Origin of the sequence: Dysosmobacter sp. HCP28S3_G4 (genome assembly GCF_052065175.1) — a bacterium.
Taxonomy (GTDB): Bacteria; Bacillota; Clostridia; order Oscillospirales; family Oscillospiraceae; genus Oscillibacter.
On the sequence record NZ_JBQHUP010000048.1, the window covers coordinates 1 to 19,056 of the forward strand.

Annotated in this window: 12 protein-coding genes; 3 read left to right on the forward strand and 9 right to left on the reverse strand. The window is 63.2% G+C overall.

Features of this window, described 5'->3' with window-relative positions:
* Positions 1–968: 968 nt before the first annotated feature.
* Both ACTNBU_RS10455 and ACTNBU_RS10460 read right to left on the reverse strand, forming a co-directional pair.
* Entirely contained in the window at positions 969–1,442 is a 474-nt protein-coding gene (locus tag ACTNBU_RS10455) for a YbaK/EbsC family protein (protein ID WP_441033753.1), read from the reverse strand.
* A gap of 45 nt (positions 1,443–1,487) precedes the next feature.
* Entirely contained in the window at positions 1,488–2,261 is a 774-nt protein-coding gene (locus tag ACTNBU_RS10460; RefSeq protein WP_441033756.1) for a TIGR00282 family metallophosphoesterase, read from the reverse strand.
* Between the two features lie 345 nt (positions 2,262–2,606).
* On the opposite strand from ACTNBU_RS10460, the gene ACTNBU_RS10465 reads away from it, so the two are divergent.
* Positions 2,607–3,392, forward strand: coding sequence for a hypothetical protein (locus ACTNBU_RS10465; protein WP_441033759.1), 786 nt, complete (start codon positions 2,607–2,609; stop codon positions 3,390–3,392).
* A gap of 78 nt (positions 3,393–3,470) precedes the next feature.
* Here the strand turns inward: ACTNBU_RS10465 and rny are convergent, their stop codons facing one another.
* Both rny and ACTNBU_RS10475 read right to left on the reverse strand, forming a co-directional pair.
* A complete protein-coding gene (gene rny, locus ACTNBU_RS10470) occupies positions 3,471–5,027 on the reverse strand; it encodes a ribonuclease Y (protein WP_441033762.1) in 1,557 nt (518 codons plus the stop codon).
* 194 nt (positions 5,028–5,221) lie between these two features.
* Positions 5,222–5,968 carry an SH3 domain-containing protein gene (locus tag ACTNBU_RS10475; protein WP_441033764.1) on the reverse strand — a complete coding sequence of 249 codons (747 nt, stop codon included), beginning with the start codon at positions 5,966–5,968 and terminating at the stop codon, positions 5,222–5,224.
* A gap of 116 nt (positions 5,969–6,084) precedes the next feature.
* Here ACTNBU_RS10475 and ACTNBU_RS10480 point away from each other — a divergent pair, with 116 nt between their 5' ends.
* Together ACTNBU_RS10480 and ACTNBU_RS10485 are read left to right on the forward strand one after the other, a co-directional pair.
* Positions 6,085–7,314 (forward strand): class I SAM-dependent rRNA methyltransferase, encoded by a 1,230-nt coding sequence (locus tag ACTNBU_RS10480; protein ID WP_441033767.1) that lies wholly within the window; start codon positions 6,085–6,087, stop codon positions 7,312–7,314.
* A 659-nt stretch (positions 7,315–7,973) separates the two neighbouring features.
* Positions 7,974–9,341 (forward strand): MATE family efflux transporter, encoded by a 1,368-nt coding sequence (locus ACTNBU_RS10485; RefSeq protein ID WP_441033769.1) that lies wholly within the window; start codon positions 7,974–7,976, stop codon positions 9,339–9,341.
* A 346-nt stretch (positions 9,342–9,687) separates the two neighbouring features.
* Here the strand turns inward: ACTNBU_RS10485 and ACTNBU_RS10490 are convergent, their stop codons facing one another.
* The 5 genes from ACTNBU_RS10490 to ACTNBU_RS10510 form a co-directional block, all read right to left on the reverse strand.
* On the reverse strand, positions 9,688–11,958 hold the full coding sequence (locus tag ACTNBU_RS10490) for an S-layer homology domain-containing protein (protein WP_441033771.1): 2,271 nt from the start codon (positions 11,956–11,958) through the stop codon (positions 9,688–9,690).
* A gap of 903 nt (positions 11,959–12,861) precedes the next feature.
* A complete protein-coding gene (locus tag ACTNBU_RS10495; RefSeq protein WP_441033772.1) occupies positions 12,862–14,115 on the reverse strand; it encodes an ABC transporter permease in 1,254 nt (417 codons plus the stop codon).
* Positions 14,112–14,807 carry an ABC transporter ATP-binding protein gene (locus ACTNBU_RS10500; protein WP_441033774.1) on the reverse strand — a complete coding sequence of 232 codons (696 nt, stop codon included), beginning with the start codon at positions 14,805–14,807 and terminating at the stop codon, positions 14,112–14,114. The genes ACTNBU_RS10495 and ACTNBU_RS10500 overlap by 4 nt, the downstream gene beginning before the upstream one ends.
* A 9-nt stretch (positions 14,808–14,816) precedes the next feature.
* Positions 14,817–16,487 (reverse strand): efflux RND transporter periplasmic adaptor subunit, encoded by a 1,671-nt coding sequence (locus ACTNBU_RS10505; RefSeq protein ID WP_441033775.1) that lies wholly within the window; start codon positions 16,485–16,487, stop codon positions 14,817–14,819.
* Positions 16,488–16,855: 368 nt separating this feature from the next.
* Positions 16,856–18,859, reverse strand: coding sequence for a TRAP transporter permease (locus tag ACTNBU_RS10510; protein WP_441033777.1), 2,004 nt, complete (start codon positions 18,857–18,859; stop codon positions 16,856–16,858).
* Positions 18,860–19,056: the final 197 nt, after the last annotated feature.

The window sequence follows — 19,056 nt, forward strand, 5'->3', positions numbered from 1 at the left end:
CCCCCTCCCGGGCGATGGGGGCTTTTTCCCCTTTGGGGGGAACTGGAGGTGCGCCCCTGCGGGGCGCGGGAGGGTGCCGGTGGAGACCGGCGGCTTGCGGCTCCGCCGCAGGCAAAACCCCCTTTCTCTTTTCGGTTGCGCCGAAAAGAGAAAGCGCCTTTTGATGGTGTCAAGAGAAAAGACGCTGGCGGCGGCATTTCAGGCTCCGCCTGAAACGCCTTTTTCCGCCTTTTACGAGGGTTATTGGGGTGCGGGCCTGTCGGCTTGCGTCCACTCAACCGTGCATAGCGGTCCCGTAAGTTGGGGGCGCTCCCGGACGCTCCCCGCTCCTCTTTTGCTGCCGCAGTCCGGTGGTTGCGGAAGACTGGCAATGTGGGCGGGAACGCTTCCGCGAATGCCAGGATGCGGCAGCGAAAAGAGGACGGCAGAGCATCCGAGCGGGACCCGGAGTTCCGTTCCGGTCAAGGGCAGACACAGAAGGTAAAACCTCCGATGACTGCCGGGCCAAAGCCCCCGTAACAGGCGCCGCGAGCGTTCCGGACGAAGTCCGGAATGCCGCCGCCAGAGCCTTTTTCTCTTACACCATCAAAAGGCGCATTCTCTTTTTCCACGGAGAGGGGCACCCCACAAAAGCCCAGCGAAGCGGGTTTTGTGGGGAAGAGGAAAGCGGCGAAGCGCCGCCAGCGGCGGAAAAAGCGAGCCGGTTTCGAGGAAGCGGCGCGATTGGCGGACCCGAAGGGGCCGGGAATCGCAATGCCGCGACGGTGTGCAAGGGGGCAACGGAGCGGTATGAGGGATGCCCTTCCCCGCAGGGCGTCCCGAATATAGCGCAGTTTGACCCGACGACGAATGGGGGTTTTGAAGCCATCGGCCTTCGCCGATCTTCCCCGCGCCCGGAACGGGCGCACCACCGCACCCCCGCGAGGAACCCCGCAAAAAAGCCCCGCCCCGCAGGGGCAATATTCAACTCATTCCCATCCCTTGCAGACGTCCACCCACGCCTCGAAGTTGGAGGAATACTGCTCCAGTTCCTGGCAGCTCATCTCCACGGCGCTGTTGCTGCTGCCGGCGGCGGGGAAGATGGTGTCGAACCGCTTCATGGACACGTCCAGATACACCGCCACGTTCTCCGGCAGGGCGAAGGGGCATACGCCGCCCACGTCGTGGCCGATGAGGGTGTGGGCCTCCTCATGGGTCAGCATCTTGGCCTTGGTGTGGAACTGCGCCTTGTACTTGCCGTTGTCCACCTTGGCGTCTCCCGCCGCCACGATCAGGATGGGCCGGTCGTCCACCTTGAAGCTCAGGGTCTTGGCGATGCGGGCGGCTTCCACCCCCACGGCCTGGGCTGCCAGCTCCACCGTGGCGGAGGAGACGTCAAACTCCCGGATGCGCTCCTCCAGTCTCAGGGGCCGGAAATAGGCCCGCACTTTTTCAATCGACATGGTTCGCCCTCTCTTTCTGCCAATATATTAAATGATTCGACTATTTTATCGTATATCTACCCGTTCCACAGCGGTGCACAGGCCGGTGGCGCTGTCCAGGGTGAAGATGGCGCCCTGCATTTTGCAGGGGCCGTCCGGCGTCTGGTAGCGGCCCGGCAGGCCCCCCAGGAAGGACTCCACCGACTGCTCCGGCCGGATGCCCAGCACGGATTCTACCGCGCCGGTCATGCCCAGATCCGTCAGATAGCCCGTGCCCTTGGGATAGACCCGCTCGTCGGCGGTGGGGACGTGGGTGTGGGTGCCCCACAGGGCGGAGACTCGGCCGTCCAGATAGTAGCCCATGGCCAGCTTCTCGCTGGTGGCCTCGGCGTGGAAGTCCACCAGGGTGAAGGTTGCCTTCTCCCGTCCCAGGATCTTGTCCATGGTGGTGAAGGGGTTCTCGGCGTTGAAATTCAGGCTGCACCGGCCGATGAGGTTCACCACCCGGAAGGTGACGCCGCCCCGGTCGAAGATCTCCCAGCCGTGGCCCGGCGCCCGGCCCGTGAAGTTGGCGGGCCGCAGCAGGTAGGGCACGTCGTCCAGGAATTTTGCGATCTGCATTTTGCCGAAGGTGTGGTTGCCCAGGGTGACGGCGTCGGCGCCTGCGTCATAGATCCGCCGGGCCTGCTCCGGCGTCAGGCCCACGCCGCTGGCGTTCTCCCCGTTGACCACGGTGAACGCGATGTTCTTCATTTTCTGCAATGGCCGGAGATGGCGCTCCAGATGGGCGAGACCGTTCTCCCCCACCACGTCGCCGATGGCCAGCACGTGATATTCCATCCATGGTTCCTGCCTTTTCGTAAAATCATGCCCGGAGGGTCCGTCGCCGGACCCCGGCGCATGTATCATACTAAAACTGATTAAAACGGTTCAAACCGTTTTATAGCGGGTCGCGCGTTCAGTTTTTATGGGACGCCGAATTGTGCCTTTGCACAATTCGAGCGTGCGCAGCACGCGGGATTCTTGATGAAACGCTTTCATCAAGAATCAGTCTCAGCCTGCTGTTTAGTATACCAAACTTTACAGCGGAAGCAAACTGTTTTTTTCTGTCACACTTTTTACGGATTTGTAATGACAACCCGGTTGGATTCAGGTATGATAAAGGAGAAAAAGGGGGAATGTGTCGTGAAGCGTCTTGCGTGTCTGCTGCTTGCCGCCATGTTGTTGCTGTCCGGCTGCGGAAGTTCATCCGCCGCGACGTCCGGAGAGGATAGGGAGCCGCTGTCCGTGTCCATGGAGGCCGCGCCGGTGATGGGCCGCTCCTATGTGCCCCAGGTGCCCCTGCCGGAGGCGGTGACGCCTATGGACCAGGGCGGGGAGACCAACATCTGGAAGGCGGCGGAGACCACCGACGGCCAGGCGGCACTGTACAATCTGGACAGCGGCACCGGCGCGGTGCTGCTGGAGTGGGACGGCACCCTGGTCATGTTCGACGGCTGGCACTTCCGAACGCCCCAGTCGGTGCCCCCCCGGATGGAGCTTCTGCCCCAGGGCGTCCTGATGGTGGACCTGTACACCGGCTCCGGCACCGGCGTCAGCGTGGAGGAGCTGCATCTCATCGTGAAGGACGAGCACGGCGCCATGACGGACTACGTCCTGCCGCCGTCGCTGTACCAGGACCGGCTGGCCGCCCTGATGACGGCGGAGACCGGCAAGCGCAGCGGCTCCGTGTCCATCGGGAACCTGACGCTGCATCTGCCGGAACAGGAGGCGAAGCTCACCGGCGGTCCCTGCCTGGGAAACATCGTCCGCTATGAGACCGGCAGCGACGGCACGGTGTATCTGTCTCTGGGCATCGGCATGGAGCTGAAGGACCGGGCGGACCCGGTGTACGTGGGCGAGGTGCTATGTCAGGTGGGCTTCGACAACGCCGGTGTCTACACTCTCAGCGGCTTCGCCCTGCGGGAGTGAAGGCTCCCTCCCGACGGCAATACGGAACGGTAAAAAAGTCCTCCGGGTGAATACCCGGAGGACTTTCCTGTTTCCAGATTACTTTGCGTATTCGACTGCGGTGGTCTCTCGGAGGATATGGACCTTGATCTGACCGGGGTATTCCATTTCCTCCTCGATCTTCCGGGCCAGATCGTGGGCCAGAATGACCATCTGATCCTCGGAGATGATCTCGGGCTTCACCATGACCCGGACCTCACGGCCGGCCTGGATGGCGTAGGCCTTGTCCACGCCGTTGAAGGAGGAGGCGATGCCCTCCAGCTGCTCCAGGCGCTTGATATAGTTCTCCAGGTTCTCACGGCGGGCGCCGGGACGGGCGGCGGAGATGGCGTCGGCCGCCTGGACCAGGCAGGCCACGATGGTGCGGGGCTCCACGTCGTTGTGATGGGCCTCGATGGCGTGGATGATCTCCTCTTTCTCCTTGTACTTCCGGGCGAATTCCACGCCCAGGGCCACATGGGTGCCCTCCATCTCATGGTCCACGGCCTTGCCCAGATCGTGGAGCAGGCCGGCCCGCTTGGCGGCCTGGACGTCGGCGCCCAGTTCCGCGGCCATCATGCCGGCGATGTGAGACACCTCGATGGAGTGCTGCAGGACGTTCTGGCCGTAGCTGGTGCGGTAGTGGAGACGGCCCAGCATCTTCACCAGCTCCGGGTGGATGGAGCGGACGCCGGTCTCGAACACGGCCCGCTCGCCCTCGGCCTTGATGGTGGCGTCCACCTCGCGGCGGGCCTTCTCCACCATCTCCTCGATGTGGGTGGGATGGATGCGGCCGTCGGCGATGAGCTTCTCCAGAGCCAGCCGGGCGATCTCCCGGCGAACGGGCTCGAAGCAACTGACGGTGATGGCCTCCGGCGTATCGTCGATGATGAGATCCACGCCGGTGAGGGTCTCGATGGCGCGGATATTGCGGCCTTCCCGGCCGATGATGCGGCCCTTCATCTCGTCATTGGGCAGGGGAACCACACTGACGGTCATTTCGGCCACCTGGTCAGCGGCGCACCGCTGGATGGCCTGGGTCACGATCTCCCGGGCCCGGGCGTCGCACTCCTCTTTCATGCGGGACTCGATCTCCTTGATCTTGAGAGCGGTCTCGTGGGTCACTTCCGATTCTACCTGGGCGATGAGGTACTTCTTGGCATCCTCGGCGGTAAAGCCGGAGATGCGCTCCAGCATCTCGGTCTGACTGCGCTTGATATTCTGGATCTCCTCATTCTCCCGGTCAATGGCCGCGTGCTTCTGGGCCAGGGACTCCTCTTTCCGTTCGATGGCCTCGGTCTTGCGGTCGATATTTTCCTCTTTCTGCTGCAGCCGGTTCTCCTGACGCTGCAGTTCCGCCCTGCGCTCCTTGACTTCCTTCTCATAATCGCTGCGGTTCTTCAGGATCTCCTCCTTGGCCTCCAGGACCATTTCCTTCTTCCTGGACTCCGCCTCCGCCCGCTTGGCCTCGGCGGCCTTGATGGCCTCGTTGATGATGCGTTTTCCTTCTTCTTCTGCGCTTGAGATTTCCTTTTCTGATACCTTTTTGCGATAGATAATGCCGAGAATGAAGCCAACGATCAGGCCGGCGATGATTCCGATGACGGCTTTGATCAAATTGACTACCTCCTGATTTCTGTTGGGACGCTCCCGATATGGAATGCGGGGGCCGAAGCCCCCTTCAGAAAACGACCGGGGAATACCCCTATATTCCCCGATAAGATTCCTGTTTTAGTTTAATCGCTTACCGTCAAACTGTCAAGATGTTTTCGCCCGGTGCCGGGGAATTCCGGCTGTTTTTTCCACAGTCCTCAGCCGCCCAGGTCGATGTAGGCCGCCGCCGCGTACCCCACGAAGCCGCTGTAGTGGACCACGTACCAGCCCTGCCACTCCCCATACACCCGGACCTGTGCCCCGGCGGGCATCCCCGTCAGGATGGTGCCGGTGGGGGCGGGGTAGCTCCGCAGGTTCAGGGTCCCGTAGCTGATGTCCACGGTGCCGTCCCGGGGCGTCATGGGCCAGATGAAGGGCAGGCCGAAGAACTCCGTCAGAGACAGCACCAGATTCTGGGCGATCTCGTCCATGTGGGTCTCCACCCAGGTAGCGTCGGCGTAGTTGTCGTGGTAGCCGATCTCCAGCAGTACCGCCGGGAACCGGGGCTGGCGCACCTCCCCCAGGGTGGTGGTGGCCTGGGTCCGCACCTGGCCGGGCAGCGGATAGATGTTCTTCAGGTTCTTCACGAAAATGTCCGCCGCCCGCTTTCCCTCGGTGCTGCCGGGATAGTAGAAGGCGATGATGCCCCGGTTCTCGCCGTAATGTCCCTCTCCGGAGGCGTTGGAGTGGAGGGCCAGATAGAAGTCGTAGTACCCGGAATTGGCCTCCCGGATGGAGGACGCCGCCGTCATATCCGGGCGGTTGCGGGTGTACTGGATGCCGTTGGACAGGAGATAGGGCACCATGGCGTCCGCCAGCAGATTCATGTTGTACTCCTCGGAGCCGCTGCCGGTGACGTACTGATTCCACTCCTGGGTGGACGGGCTGAGATAGATGATGGGCATGAGACGCTCCCCCTTCAAGAAAAGTCTGTGATCTCATTTCTATTTATATGGCAATCCCGTTAAAAGTGTGCTAGAATTTTTATGATACACATTTCGAACAGGAGAGGAAACCACGTATGAAAGCAGAGCGCACGTATCCGAAATACACCGTCACGCCCAAGGCCGAGGCGGCCATTCTCCAGGGCCACCCCTGGGTCTACGGTGAGGAGGTCCTCCAGACGGAGGGGCTGACCCTCAACGGCGGACTTGTGGACGTTATTAGTCGAAAAGGCCGATATCTTGGCACAGGACTGCTGTCGGAGCAGTCCAAGATCCGGGTGCGGCTGATCTCCCGCAACGCCAACGACCGCTTTGACGAGGCCTTCTGGGAGCGGAAGCTCCGGTGGGCCTGGGAGTACCGGAAGGCGGTCCTGCGGCCCGGGGACCTGACCTGCTGCCGGATCATCTTCGGCGAGGCGGACGCCTTCCCGGGGCTGACGGTGGACCGGTTCAACGATCTGCTGGTGGTACAGGTGCTGTCCATCGGCATGGAGGTGCGGAAGGACTTTCTGATCCCCGCCCTGGTCCGCATCCTCCGGGAGGACGGCCAGACCATCTCCGGCGTCTTTGAGCGCAACGACGAGGCCCTCCGGGAGAAGGAGGGCCTGGAGCAGGGCAAGGGCTGGTTCCCCCTCTCCGGCGAGGAGCCGCCGGCCTCGGCGGTGACGGAGATCACGGAGAACGGCGTGAAGTATCTGGTGGACGTGGAGAACGGCCAGAAGACCGGCTTCTTCCTGGACCAGAAGTTCAACCGGCAGGCGGTGGCCCGTCTGGCCAAGGGGCGGACGGTGCTGGACTGCTTCACCCACACCGGCTCCTTCGCCCTCAACGCCGCCATGGGCGGGGCGGCCCACGTCACCGCCGTGGACGTGTCCCAGTCCGCTGTGGAGATGGCCCGGGCCAACGTGGAGCGCAACGGCCTCACCGGCGTGGTGGACTGCGTGTGCGCCAACGTCTTCGATCTGCTGCCGTCTCTGGAGAAGGAGCCGGCGAAATACGACTTCATCATCCTGGACCCGCCGGCCTTCACCAAGTCCCGCCGGACGGTGCGCAACGCCATGAGCGGCTACAAGGAGATCAACTACCGGGCCATGAAGCTGCTGCCCCGGGGCGGCTATCTGGCCACCTGCTCCTGCTCCCACTTCGCCACGGAGGAGAAGTTCGTGGAGATGCTCCACGACGCCGCCCGGGACGCCGGGGTGCAGCTGCGGCAGATCGAGGCCCGGCAGCAGTCCTGCGACCACCCCATCCTCTGGGGCGTGGAGGAGACTAATTATCTGAAGTTCTATCTGTTCCAGGTGGTATGACTTCGTCCGAATGCAAGCATTCGGACGAGGGGGATTGCCGGGAACCTCCGCGCTCGTCAGGGCAAGCTGCGCTCCATTCAGAAGGCCCTGCGTGAGAAGGCCTTCTGAACGCCGCTCCGCTGCCCTTCCTCTCCCCACCGCAACCGCTCCGCTGGGTTGCGGCGGGGGACCCCGAAAGACCTCGCCCTCCGGGCTTCAGGGGTCGCACACTCCGGTTCCCTGAGAGGAATTTTTTCCGCCGCCGCAGCGTTAAGAAAACATGCCGGTGGCATGTTTTCAGCGTAGGCCGCAGCGGCTATGCCGCGAGGAGAGGCACTCAGTGTCGCCGGAAAAAATGATTCGGCCATTTCGCCGGCTCCGGCCGGCGAAACCGGAGGGGGCTTCCAGAACACCGTCGCGGCATTGCGATTTCCGGGTGCTTCGCACCCGCCAATCGCGCCGCTTCCTCGAAACAGCCTCGCTTTTTCCGCCGCTGGCGGCGCTTCGGCTGTTTCCCCCTCAGGACTCCCCTGGAACGCCTGCGCTTCGCTGGGCGGGACGGGGGCCGTCGCCTGCGGGCGGCGCTCGTTCCCGCTCCGCGGGAACATCGCGTGCGGGAACAGCGCGGCGGGAACACCTTTAACAACACTTTCATGAAGAGACAAGGAGCATCAGCATCTATGGATCAGCAGGTACAGCAGCAGGACGCAAAATATCACCAGATGACGGAGGAACCGGTGGGACGGCTCATCCGGCGTCTGGCGGTGCCCTGCATCATCAGCATGATGATCACCGCCTTCTACAACCTGGCGGACACCTTCTTCGTGGGCCAGATGCACAGCAACGCCGCCACCGGCGCCGTGGGCGTGGCCTTTTCCCTGATGGCCATTATCCAGGCCATCGGCTTTTTCTTCGGACACGGCGCCGGGAACTACGTCTCCCGGGAGCTGGGCCGTCAGAACCGGGACGGCGCCGAGAAGATGGCCGCCAACGGCTTCTTCCTGGCCCTGCTGGCCGGGACGGCGGTGCTGCTCCTGGGCCAGCTCTTCCTGACGCCCCTGACCCGGCTGCTGGGCTCCACGGAGACCATCCTCCCCTACGCCAGAAGCTATCTGCGCATCATCCTCATCGGCGCCCCCTGGATGACCGCCTCCCTGGTGCTGAACAATCTGCTCCGGTTCCAGGGCAGCGCCGTCTACGGCATGGTGGGCATCACCGTGGGCGCCGTGCTGAACATTGCCCTGGACCCCCTGCTGATCTTCGGCCTGGGACTGGGCGTCTCCGGCGCGGCCATCGCCACCATCTTCAGCCAGTTCGTCAGCTTCTGCGTGCTGCTGATCCAGTGCGCCCGGGGCGGGAATCTCCGCATCCGCCTCTCCCGGTTCCACCCCACCCCGGTCTATGTCACCGAAATCGTCCGGGGCGGCCTGCCCTCCCTGGCCCGGCAGGGCCTGGGCTCCATCGGCGCCATTGTTCTGAATCACGCCGCCGGAAATTACGGCGATGCCGCCATCGCCGCCATGACCGTGGTGAACCGGATCATGCAGACCGCGGGCTCCGCCCTCATCGGCTTCGGCCAGGGCTTCCAGCCGGTGTGCGGCTTCAACTACGGCGCCGGACTGTGGCACCGGGTCCGGGAGGGCTTCTGGTACTGCGTCCGGACCAGCGCCGTGTTCCTGGTGATCCTGGCCTGTGTGGGCAGTGCCTTCGCCCCCCAGCTCATCTCCCTGTTCCGGGACGATCCGGACGTCATCCGCTTCGGCACCCTGGCCATGCGGCTCCAGTGTCTCACCTTCCCCCTGTCCGCCTGGATCGTGGCCAGCAACATGATGCTCCAGACCATCAACCGCACCGCCCCCGCCACCTTCCTGGCCATGGGCCGTCAGGGCATCTTCCTGGTGCCCGCCCTGCTGCTCCTGACGCCGGTGCTGGGGATGCTGGGCGTCCAGGCGGCGCAGCCCATCGCGGATGTGCTGACCTTCGCCGCCGCCATACCCCTGCAGCTCATAGCCCTGCGGTTCCTGAAGGCCGGGCCGAAGAAGGACTGAGCCCGGTTCCAAACGCGCCCCCCGTCTGCGGGACCACTCCCATATCGTACGAAAAAGCAGGAGGCTTCCGCCTCCTGCTTTCAGCTTGTCGAAAAACCCTGCCTGAAGGAAAAGAGTCCTTTTTTGCAGGGGGAGTACGAGGGGGCGGGAGCCCCCTCGTATTGGATCGAATGCCTGCAAAAAGCCTGTGTCAGCAGGCGTTTGCGCCGCGCAGCGGCAGCTTTTCGGCCCGATGCGCGGGCAGAAAAGCGAGGCATTGTGAAGGCTGTCGAAAAAGTCCATGGGACTTTTTCGACAGCCTGAAAGCAGGAGGCTTCCGCCTCCTGCTTTTCGCTGTGTTCCGGTCTTACTGCTTCACTTCGACGGCCCGGACGATGCCGCTGTCGTCCACGAACAGATCGCACCTGGCGGCGAAGGCGTGGGCCTGCTGCAGGGTGATCCAGGTCTTGGTGGAGGCGTTGTAGCACGCCACGTTGGCGGAGACGGTATAGGACCGTCCGCCGGTATTGACGGTGCTCTCGCCCACCCAGGCGGAGTTGGGCACGCCCGCCACCTTGGTCAGCTTCTCCGCGCCGGTGAGACGGCTGCGGTCGCTGTTCAGCGTGGCCTTCACGTAGTCGCCGGTCTTCACAGGGTAGTTGGACCGGTAGGGGCCGTAGCTGCCGCCGTTGTTCTCCACGGAGATGAAGTTCCGGCCGTCCTTCTTCTCGTAGTGGCCGTTGGTGCCGTCGATGGGCGGCTCATCCTCGTGGCCGGGATCCGGCACCCATTCCTCCACGTCCTCGCTGTAGGCGCCGATCCGGCCGTAGATGTACTCGGTAATGGCGCTGCGGTCGCCCAGCACTACGATGTCCACCTTGCCCGCCCAGTTGGCCCGGGCATAGCGGACCTGATTCTCCGAGATGACGGCGCTGCTGAGCTGGGACAGGCTCACCGCCTCCAGGCCGTTGGTGCCTCTCTGGAAGATGACGGCGTTTTCCGCCAGCTCCCGGCTGCCCACCTTTCTGTTCGCCACATCCAGATTGCCGGACACGCCGCCGGTGAGGGCGGTCAGGGAGAGCTGTCCCTTCTTGGCGGAGGCCACCTTCACCAGCTGGCCCTCCAGCTGGGCGGTGCCGCCGGACACAGTGCCGGAGACCTTCAGTCCGCACAGCAGTTCCACGGAGCCGGAGCGGACGATGCCCACGGCGTTGCCCTGGGGCGAGCCGCTGACCGCCTGGACGGCGCCAGCCACCTGATTGTCCTCCGTCAGCAGCAGGGTGATGGAGCTGCCCAGCTTCAGGTCCTTCAGCATCCCATGGGCGGAGGGCAGGACGCTGAACTCATGGCCCATGAGGGTCAGCTTCGTGGGGGCGTCGGGGTTGGGGTAGCAGTCCTCGTAGATACCGGTGAGCCGCACGTCGCACACCCGCAGGGTGTTGGTGGCGGCAGACCAGGTGGCCACGTCGTAGGGCCGCAGGTCCCCGGCGGAGGCAGCGGCGCCGTTCTTGAGGATCTTGTACTTCGTGACGCCGCCGGTGAGGGCGTCGAAGCCCGCCGTGGAGCCCTTTTCATAGACCACGATGGCCTGATCCGCGGCCATGCCGCCGGCGAACACGTATTCCACGCCGCCGGAGGCGCCCAGATACAGCGTCACGGAGGTGCCCGCGGTCAGCCAGGAATAGACCTGCTCCCAGGTGCTCTCCTCGCCGTTGTAGTAGATGGCGGTATCGCTCTCCATGGCGTAGGTCACGCCCTGGGTGTCGGTGAGACGCTTCTGCTCTGCCTTGGCCACCACTGTCATCCGGGTGCTGCCCACGGCGTCGGGGACGAAGGTCATGACCTTGCCGTCCTTGTTCAGCAGCAGCGTGCCCATGCGGCCGTTCAGCAGGCCGCCGGAGGTCTTGTTGGCCATGCGGTAGGTGGAGCCATTGCCCACCTGCATCCCCGTGTCGGTGCCGTCTCCGGCGGAGGCAGAGGAGGACACCAGCATGGTGTGCTCCACGATGCTGGCGGCGATGGAGGCGGCGTAGGCGGTCTCGTCCTTCTTCTCGCACCGCAGCAGGTTCACGAACAGCCGTGCCGCCTGGCCCCGGTTCAGCGCCGCGCCGCCGGACAGAGAGAGGCCGTCGGTGAGGCCGATGACCGCCGCCTGGGCCAGATATCCGTCGGGCCACACGGCGCCCACGTCCTCGTCCTTGTAGTCCAGCAATCGCATGAGGATGGTCACTGCCTGGCCCGCCGTCACGGTGGCCTCGGGGTGGAACTGTCCGTCGGCGAAGCCCAGGATGATGCCCTTCCCCTTGGAGGCCAGATTGATGTAGGACGACGCCCAATGGCCGGGCTTCACATCCGGGAAGACGGTGACGGCGCGGTACTTCCCCAGCTCCGCCGAGGCGTTCATGGCATAGACCGCCATCTTGCAGAACTGGGCCCGGGTCAGGGTCGCGTTGGGCCGGAAGCTGCCGTCGGCGTAGCCGTCCAGCACTCCCAGGAGCCGCAGGCACTCCACGTCCGCGGCCATTTCGCTGTCCGTCACGTCGGAGAACGGGGCGGTCCCGGCGGCGCCGGCGGGCACCGCCAGCAGCGACGCCGTCAGGTATACCGCCAGGATCAGGCTGAAAATTCGTTTCTTCATAGTCGGTTCCTCTCTCATTGCAGGCTGCTGTGGTTTGGGGTCCCTCGCGGGACTGGCTTTTTTGGTCCCCCCTCCCCGGGGGATGGGATGTGCGCCCCGTCGGGGCGCGGGAAAATCGGCGAAGGCCGATGGCTTCAAAACCCCCTTTCTCTTTTCGGTTGCGCCGAAAAGAGAAAGCGCCTTTTGATGGTGTCAAGAGAAAAGACGCTGGCGGCGGCATTTCAAACTTCGTTTGAAACGCCTTTTTCCGCCTGTTACGGGGGTTTGGCCTGGTGGAAACCTGCGGGCTTTTGCCCACTCAACTGAATATGGCAGCTGCGAAAGCTGTGGGAATTCAGGGATGCTCTGCCGTTCTCTTTTCGCTGCCGCACCCTGGCAGTTGCGGACAATTGGCGGGAGGGGTGCTCCCGGATGCACCCTGCTTCTGTTTTGCTGCCGCAGTCCGGTGGTTGCGGGAGACTGGCAAAGACACTTCCGGAGGCTTCCGCGAATGCCAGGGTGCGGCAGCGAAAAGAGAACGGCGGTGTATCCGGGTGGGACCCGGAGTTCCGTTGGCGTCAAGGGCAGACACAGAAGGCACAGCCCGCAAATCACAGCCAGACTAAAACCCCCGTAACAGGCGCTGCGAGCGTTCCGGACGAAGTCCGGAATGCCGCCGCCCAAGCCTTTTTCTCTTACACCATCAAAAGGCGCATTCTCTTTTTCCTCGGAAAAAGAGAATGGGGGTTTTGAAGCTGCCGGGCTTCCCCGGCACCCCCGTTCTAACGGGAAAAAGGTTTTCCCCCGCGGCGGAGCCGCAAAGCCTGCGGCCTTCGCCGCACCATCCCGCGCCCGGGACGGGCGCACATCCAGTTCCCCGCAAGGGGAAAACCCTCTCTCCCCCGCAGGGGGTACCCTGCCAATTTATTCCGCTCTTAGCGCCTCCACCGGCTGGAGCCGGGACGCCTTGGCCGCCGGGTAGATGCCGAACAGCACGCCCAGGGCCACCGACAGCGCGAAGGCCCCCAGAGTGATCCCCGGCGACGGCCAGATGTCCATCTGCACCAGGAATTTTCCGGCGATGCGGGTTCCCACGGTGCCGATGGCGATGCCGATGATGCCGCCGATGCCGCAGAGCATGGCCGCCTCGATCAGAAACTGTGTCACGATGCTGCTGCGCTGGGCGCCGATGGCCCGGCGGATGCCGATCTCCCGGGTCCGCTCCGTCACCGTCACCAGCATGATGTTCATGATGCCGATGCCGCCCACCAGCAGGCTGATGGCGGCGATGCCGCCTAAAATCAGGCTCATTTGCGTGGCCCATTCGGTGCTGGACTGCTGCCACTGGTTGTTGTCCTCCACGTAGCCCCAGCCCCGCTCGCCGTTCTGGCCCACCAGGCCCGTCAGATAGGCGCTGATGCGGGAGGTGGCCTCCACGGCAGCCTCGGCGCTCTTGGCCTTCACGCTGAACTCCTGGATCTGGGTGTCCGGTGACAGCATGCGGCTGACGGTATAGGGAAAGACGATGACGTTGTCCTGGGACCAGCCGCTGTCCGGGTCCTTCTCCCGGTAGACCCCCACCACGGTGAAGGGCAGGCCGTTGACGGACAGGCGCTTGCCCACCGGGTCCGCGTAGCCGAAGAAGTTCCGGGCCGCCCGGGCCCCCAGGACGCACACCTGATTGTACTTCTCAATGTCCAGGAAGCTGAGATCCCGGCCCTTTTCGATCTGAAAGTTGTTGCAGACGGAGTACTGGTCGCTGCCCAGATACAGGTCCGGCGGCAGCTCCATGACCCCGCCGTCTCCCCCGCCGTTCGAGTAGTTCTCCTGGTTCTTCTGCATGGCCTTGCTGCTCTTGACGCCGTAGACCACGTTGATGTCCCCCCACAGCTGGGCGTTGGGGGTGACGCCGTCCACGTAGTCGCTGAGCTGCTGGCAGTAGGCGTACAGGTCCTCGAACACGTCCTGGCCGTTGTACAGCCAGGCGGACACGGTGATCTTGTTGGTACCCATGGCCTCGAACTGCTTCAGGGTCTGCTGGTTGGCGCCGTTGATGGTGGACACGATGACCATGACGGAGGCGATGCCGATGATGATGCCCAGCATGGTCAGCACAGACCGTCCCTTTTTCCCCAGGATGGATTTGATGGCCATTTTCACGGCCTGCCGGATATTCACAGCCAATCCACCTCCTGTAAGCGGTCCTCCACGATCTTTCCGTCCGTCAGACGGACGCAGCGGCGGGCCATGGCGGCGATGCCGTTGTCGTGGGTGATGAGGATGACGGTGCTGCCCTCCCGGTTCAGCTGCTGGAGGAACTCCAGCACCTCATGGCCGGTGTGGGAATCCAATGCGCCGGTGGGCTCGTCGGCCATGATGATGGGTGGATGGGCGGCAATGGCCCGGGCGATGGCCACCCGCTGCTGCTGGCCGCCGGACATCTCCGTGGGCTTGTGCTTCTGACGGCCCGCCAGCCCCACCTTTTCCAGCGCCTCCTCCGCCAGCTCCCGGCGGCGCTCCGCGCCGATGCCCTGATAGATCAGGGGCAGCTCCACGTTTTCAAACACGTTCAGGCTCTGGATCAGGTTGTACTGCTGGAAGATGAAGCCGATCTGCTTGTTGCGGATGTGGCTCAGCTCCCGGTCCGTCAGCTCCCGGACGTCCACGCCGTCCAGGAAGTAGTCCCCCCGGGTGGGGATGTCCAGACAGCCCAGCACGTTCATCATGGTGGACTTGCCGGAGCCGGACTGGCCCACGATGGCCACGAACTCCCCCCGGTCCACGTCCAGGCTGACGCCGTCCAGGGCGCGGACCTCGCTCTCCAGTCCCTCGCCGTAAATTTTATAGACGTCTCGCAGTTGTATCAGCATGGCGTCACCTTACATGTAGGAGCTCTGGGTCTGGACGGCGGTGAACACCACGTCGCCCTCCTGGACGCCGGACCGGATCTCCACGTTGAAGTCGTCGGCGATACCGATCTCCACCGGCACCGGCCAGTAGCCGCTCTCCGGCACGCCGTCCACGGTCATGCTCAGATCGATGGCGTTCTCCGGACGGTCGTCGCTCTGGACGAACACCACGTCGGCACTGGAGCCGTCGTCCAGCTGGACGGACTTCACGCACTGGATGGGCAGCACCAGACAGTTGTCGTTCTGGCTGGCCACCAGGGAGTAGTTGATGTAGCTGCCGGTCATGAGGGTGCCGTCGTAGTTATCCACGGAGATGGTCATGGGATAGCTGGCCACGCCGTTCTCCGCCTTGGAGTTCAGGCTGACGGACTCCACCACGCCCTGGAACATGCTGCCCCACTGGTCGATGTCCACCATCATCCCCGCCTTCACGTAGGAGATGTGGCGCTCGTCCACGTCGGCGTCGATCATGATGGTGGAGGTGTCGGCGATGGTGATGACCGCCGTGTTGGCCTGCACCTCGTCCCCCGTCTGGATGGCCAGGCCCATGACGGTGCCGTCGATGGGGGCCAGGGCGGAGCAGTTGTCCAGATTCTTCTGTGCCTCCTCCAGGCTCTGCTGTGCCTCCTCCAGGCTCTGCTGAAGGTCAAAGATCTCGTTCTCGCTGTCCTCGCCGTCGATGCGCAGCACCACCTGGCCTGCCCGTACCTGGAGATAGTCCACCAGATCGCTGGAGATGACGGTGCCGGACACAGTGGATTTCAGATCGCCGGTGCGGTAGTAGTCCAGCACCCCGGCCTCGTAGGGGTAGATGGTCTCCCCGTCCACCGTCACGGAGGCGGAGGCCGCCATGTCCTTGGTCAGTGTGCCGCCGTTGTCCACCAGAATGTCCGCCTCAAAGAGCTGGGACCCCTCCGGGGTGATGCGGTTCACCATGTTCACCTTCTCCACCGTGCCGGTGAGAACGGACATCAGCGCCGGGATGGACACCTCCACCTTTTGTCCGGCATGGATCTTCCCGGCGTAGGCGTAGCTGTAATACTGCTGGAGCCGCATCCGGGTGTCGTCGGACAGGGTTGCCACTTTCTCGCCCTTGGAGATCTCGTCGCCGGGGTTCAGCTTCACTACGTCCGTCAGCTTTCCGGCGTAGGACGGGGCCAGATTCAAGCCCGCGATGTCCTTCTCCAGCGCCCGGAGCTGCTTCTCGTAGCCCTCCACGTTGCTCTTGGCCTTGGTGACGGCGTCGGACGCCGCCTGAGAGTCGATGACGTACAGCGGGTCCCCGGCGCTCACCTGCTGGCCCTCGGTGACGAAGACCTCACTGACGGTTCCGGCGGTGGCGACGGTGATGGTCTGGCTGTTCCTGGCCCGGGTGAGGCCGCTGCCCTCCACGGTGGAGGTGATGCCGCCCCACTGGACCTCGTTGGTGACCACGGTGCTCTCCGTCTCACCGCCCCGGCCCAGAAATTTCACCAATCCCGCGCCCACGGCGATCACCGCCGCCAGGGCGATGATCCGCCGGACGAGTCTTCTCCGCTTTTTGCTGTTCTTCGGCTTTTTCGCCTGTTCCGCGCCTCCGCCGCCGTAGGTCACTTTCTCCGGCGTGGTCTGTTCCTGCACCAGTTCCTGCACTTCCGCCATGGTCGTTCTCCTTTTTATATGAATTCTTAATAAAACGGTTTATCCGTTTTATCGGGGCCACAGAATGTGGCCCGGCGGCGTAGCCGCAAGAATGTTGTCAATACTTTTCTTGGCGCTATGGGCGCAGCGGCGTGTAACGCCGCAATAAAAAGGTTTTTCAAGCCTTTTTATCAAGAAACAGTATTACCCGCCCGGCCACGGAATGGGCCGGATGCTTCCTGACTGTATGAATGAGCGTAGTACACTTGCAGGAGAAAAACAACAACAAAACAGTAACAGTTTTTCAGCCGCGTTTTTCGCCGGAAAGTTCCGCAAAACGGCAGAAAGTCCCGTGCGCAGGCACGGGACTTTCGCTTTCAACAGGTCATTTACGCGGCGATGGCGGTCTCCTTCTTGGAAGCGATCTTCTGGAAGACGATGACGCCGATGATCAGCACCAGGCCGATGACGTCGGAGGTCAGGCCCGGATACATCAGGGTCAGGCCGCCCAGGATGATGACCAGACGGATGATGGGATTCATCTTCTTGTACAGGAAGCCGCTGAGACCGGCGGCGACGCCGAAGATGCCCATGACGGAGGTGATGCAGATCTGCACCACGTCCAGGGCGGTGGCTTCCACGAACAGCATGGCCGGGTTCATGCAGAACATGTACGGCACGATGAATGCCGCGATGGCCAGCCGCGTGGCGTTGAACGCCGTCTTCATGGGGTTGGACTTGGCGATGGCGGCGCCGGCGTAGGCGGCCAGGGCCACGGGCGGGGTGATGTCGGCCACGATGCCGAAGTAGAAGCAGAAGAAGTGGGCGCACACGGGGTTGAAGCCCATCTGGATCAGGATGGGAGCGCAGGTGGACGCCATGATGCAGTAGTTGGCGGTGGTGGGCACGCCCATGCCCAGCACGATGCAGCACAGCATGGTCAGCACCAGGGCGATGAAAGGAATGCCCATGGAGGCGGTCATGATGCCGGACAGCAGCTTGGAGGCCAGGCCGGTGACGGTGATGCAGCCGGCGATGCAGCCTGCCATGGAGCAGGCCACGGCCACGGTGATGGTGCCCTTGCCGCCAGCTTCCAGAGCGTCCAGGATCTTGGTGAAGGTGATGCGGTCATCCTTGTTGATGATGCCCACGGCGATGGCCACCAGAATGGCCACGGCGGCGGCGAACTGCATGGTGCGGGTATTGGTGGAGACGATCCACACCAGCACCACCAGGGGCAGCAGCAGATAGATCTTTTTGATGAGGTTGCCGAACTTGGGCAGCTCCTCCTTGGGGATGCCCTTCAGGCCCAGCTTCCTGGCCTCCAGATGGACGGCCACGTAGATGCCGGTGAAGTACAGCACGGCGGGCAGGATGGCCTTCAGGGCCACCTGGGCGTAGGGGATGCCCATGTACTCGGCCATCAGGAACGCCGCGGCGCCCATGATGGGGGGCATGATCTGCCCGCCGGTGGAGGAGGCCGCCTCAACGGCGCCTGCGAACTCGCCGTGATAGCCGGTCTTCTTCATCATGGGGATGGTGACGGAGCCGGTGGTGACGGTGTTGCCCACGGAGGAGCCGGACACCATGCCGCACAGGGCGGAGGACACCACGGCCACCTTGGCGGGACCGCCGGAGGTGGAGCCGCACAGGGAGTTGGCCAGGTCGATGAAGAACGCGGAGATGCCGGTGCGCTCCAGGAACGCGCCGAAGATGATGAACACCACGATGTACTTGGCGCAGACGTTGATGGGCGTGGAGCGGACGCCGGACTCGCTGTAGAACAGGGCGTACATCACGGAGCGGAACATCTTGAAGATGTCCGGGTTCCGGCTGTAGATATTGAAAAAGGCGTAGAGGATCAGCACGCCGGCCACGCACAGGATGGGCACGCCCACGCTGCGGCGGCACAGTTCAAAGATGGACAGCAATGCGATGATGGCCAACACCACCAGGAAGGTGTCGATCTTCTTGGACATCTTGATGATCTCCTGGGCGTGGGACGCGTACCAGAAGAAGGGGAAGGCGCCCATGGCCATGAGCACGATGTCGTACCAGGGAAGGGAGTTGACCTTGACGTTGCCCTTCCGCATGGGATAGGTCAGATAGCCCATGATGATGATGAGGCCCAGGAACATATTCAGCCGGATCTCCGGCATGGCCTTGCTGAACAGGGTGGTCCAGATGCAGTAGACGGAAAACGCGATCATGATCCAGCGGATGACCAGCTTGGGCGTCCCTTCCCAGATACGGACGTTGGACTCGCGGTCATACTTCTTCATCATGGCTTCCACGTCTTCGGCGGTGCCTACATCCAGGGAATCGTCCACCACCGGCGCGGCCTGCGTCTGTTTGTTCTCCGCAGGATCTTCGTTTTTCTTGAACAGAGCCATAAATTTCCTCCTCACTTATACTTTGCGCCTGAGCGATCTGATCCGGTCTCGTTTACAGGAGCGCAGACGGAAGCAGATCACATGGCTCAGAATCCGGGGAGAGGGGGGGGGGGGGGGTCCCCTGCGGCCCCCCCCCCGCGCCCGTGTAAAAAATAATAAAATTACATAATTAAATTTTTGGGTTCGGGTTAAAAAAA

Coding starts and splice junctions, on each gene's coding strand:
- ACTNBU_RS10455 (WP_441033753.1), bottom strand. CDS start 1,442: ATGTCGATTGAAAAAGTGCGGGCCTATTTCCGGCCCCTGAGACTGGAG.
- ACTNBU_RS10460 (WP_441033756.1), bottom strand. CDS start 2,261: ATGGAATATCACGTGCTGGCCATCGGCGACGTGGTGGGGGAGAACGGT.
- ACTNBU_RS10480 (WP_441033767.1), top strand. CDS start 6,085: ATGAAAGCAGAGCGCACGTATCCGAAATACACCGTCACGCCCAAGGCC.
- ACTNBU_RS10500 (WP_441033774.1), bottom strand. CDS start 14,807: ATGCTGATACAACTGCGAGACGTCTATAAAATTTACGGCGAGGGACTG.
- ACTNBU_RS10475 (WP_441033764.1), bottom strand. CDS start 5,968: ATGCCCATCATCTATCTCAGCCCGTCCACCCAGGAGTGGAATCAGTAC.
- ACTNBU_RS10490 (WP_441033771.1), bottom strand. CDS start 11,958: ATGAAGAAACGAATTTTCAGCCTGATCCTGGCGGTATACCTGACGGCG.
- ACTNBU_RS10510 (WP_441033777.1), bottom strand. CDS start 18,859: ATGGCTCTGTTCAAGAAAAACGAAGATCCTGCGGAGAACAAACAGACG.
- ACTNBU_RS10505 (WP_441033775.1), bottom strand. CDS start 16,487: ATGGCGGAAGTGCAGGAACTGGTGCAGGAACAGACCACGCCGGAGAAA.
- ACTNBU_RS10485 (WP_441033769.1), top strand. CDS start 7,974: ATGGATCAGCAGGTACAGCAGCAGGACGCAAAATATCACCAGATGACG.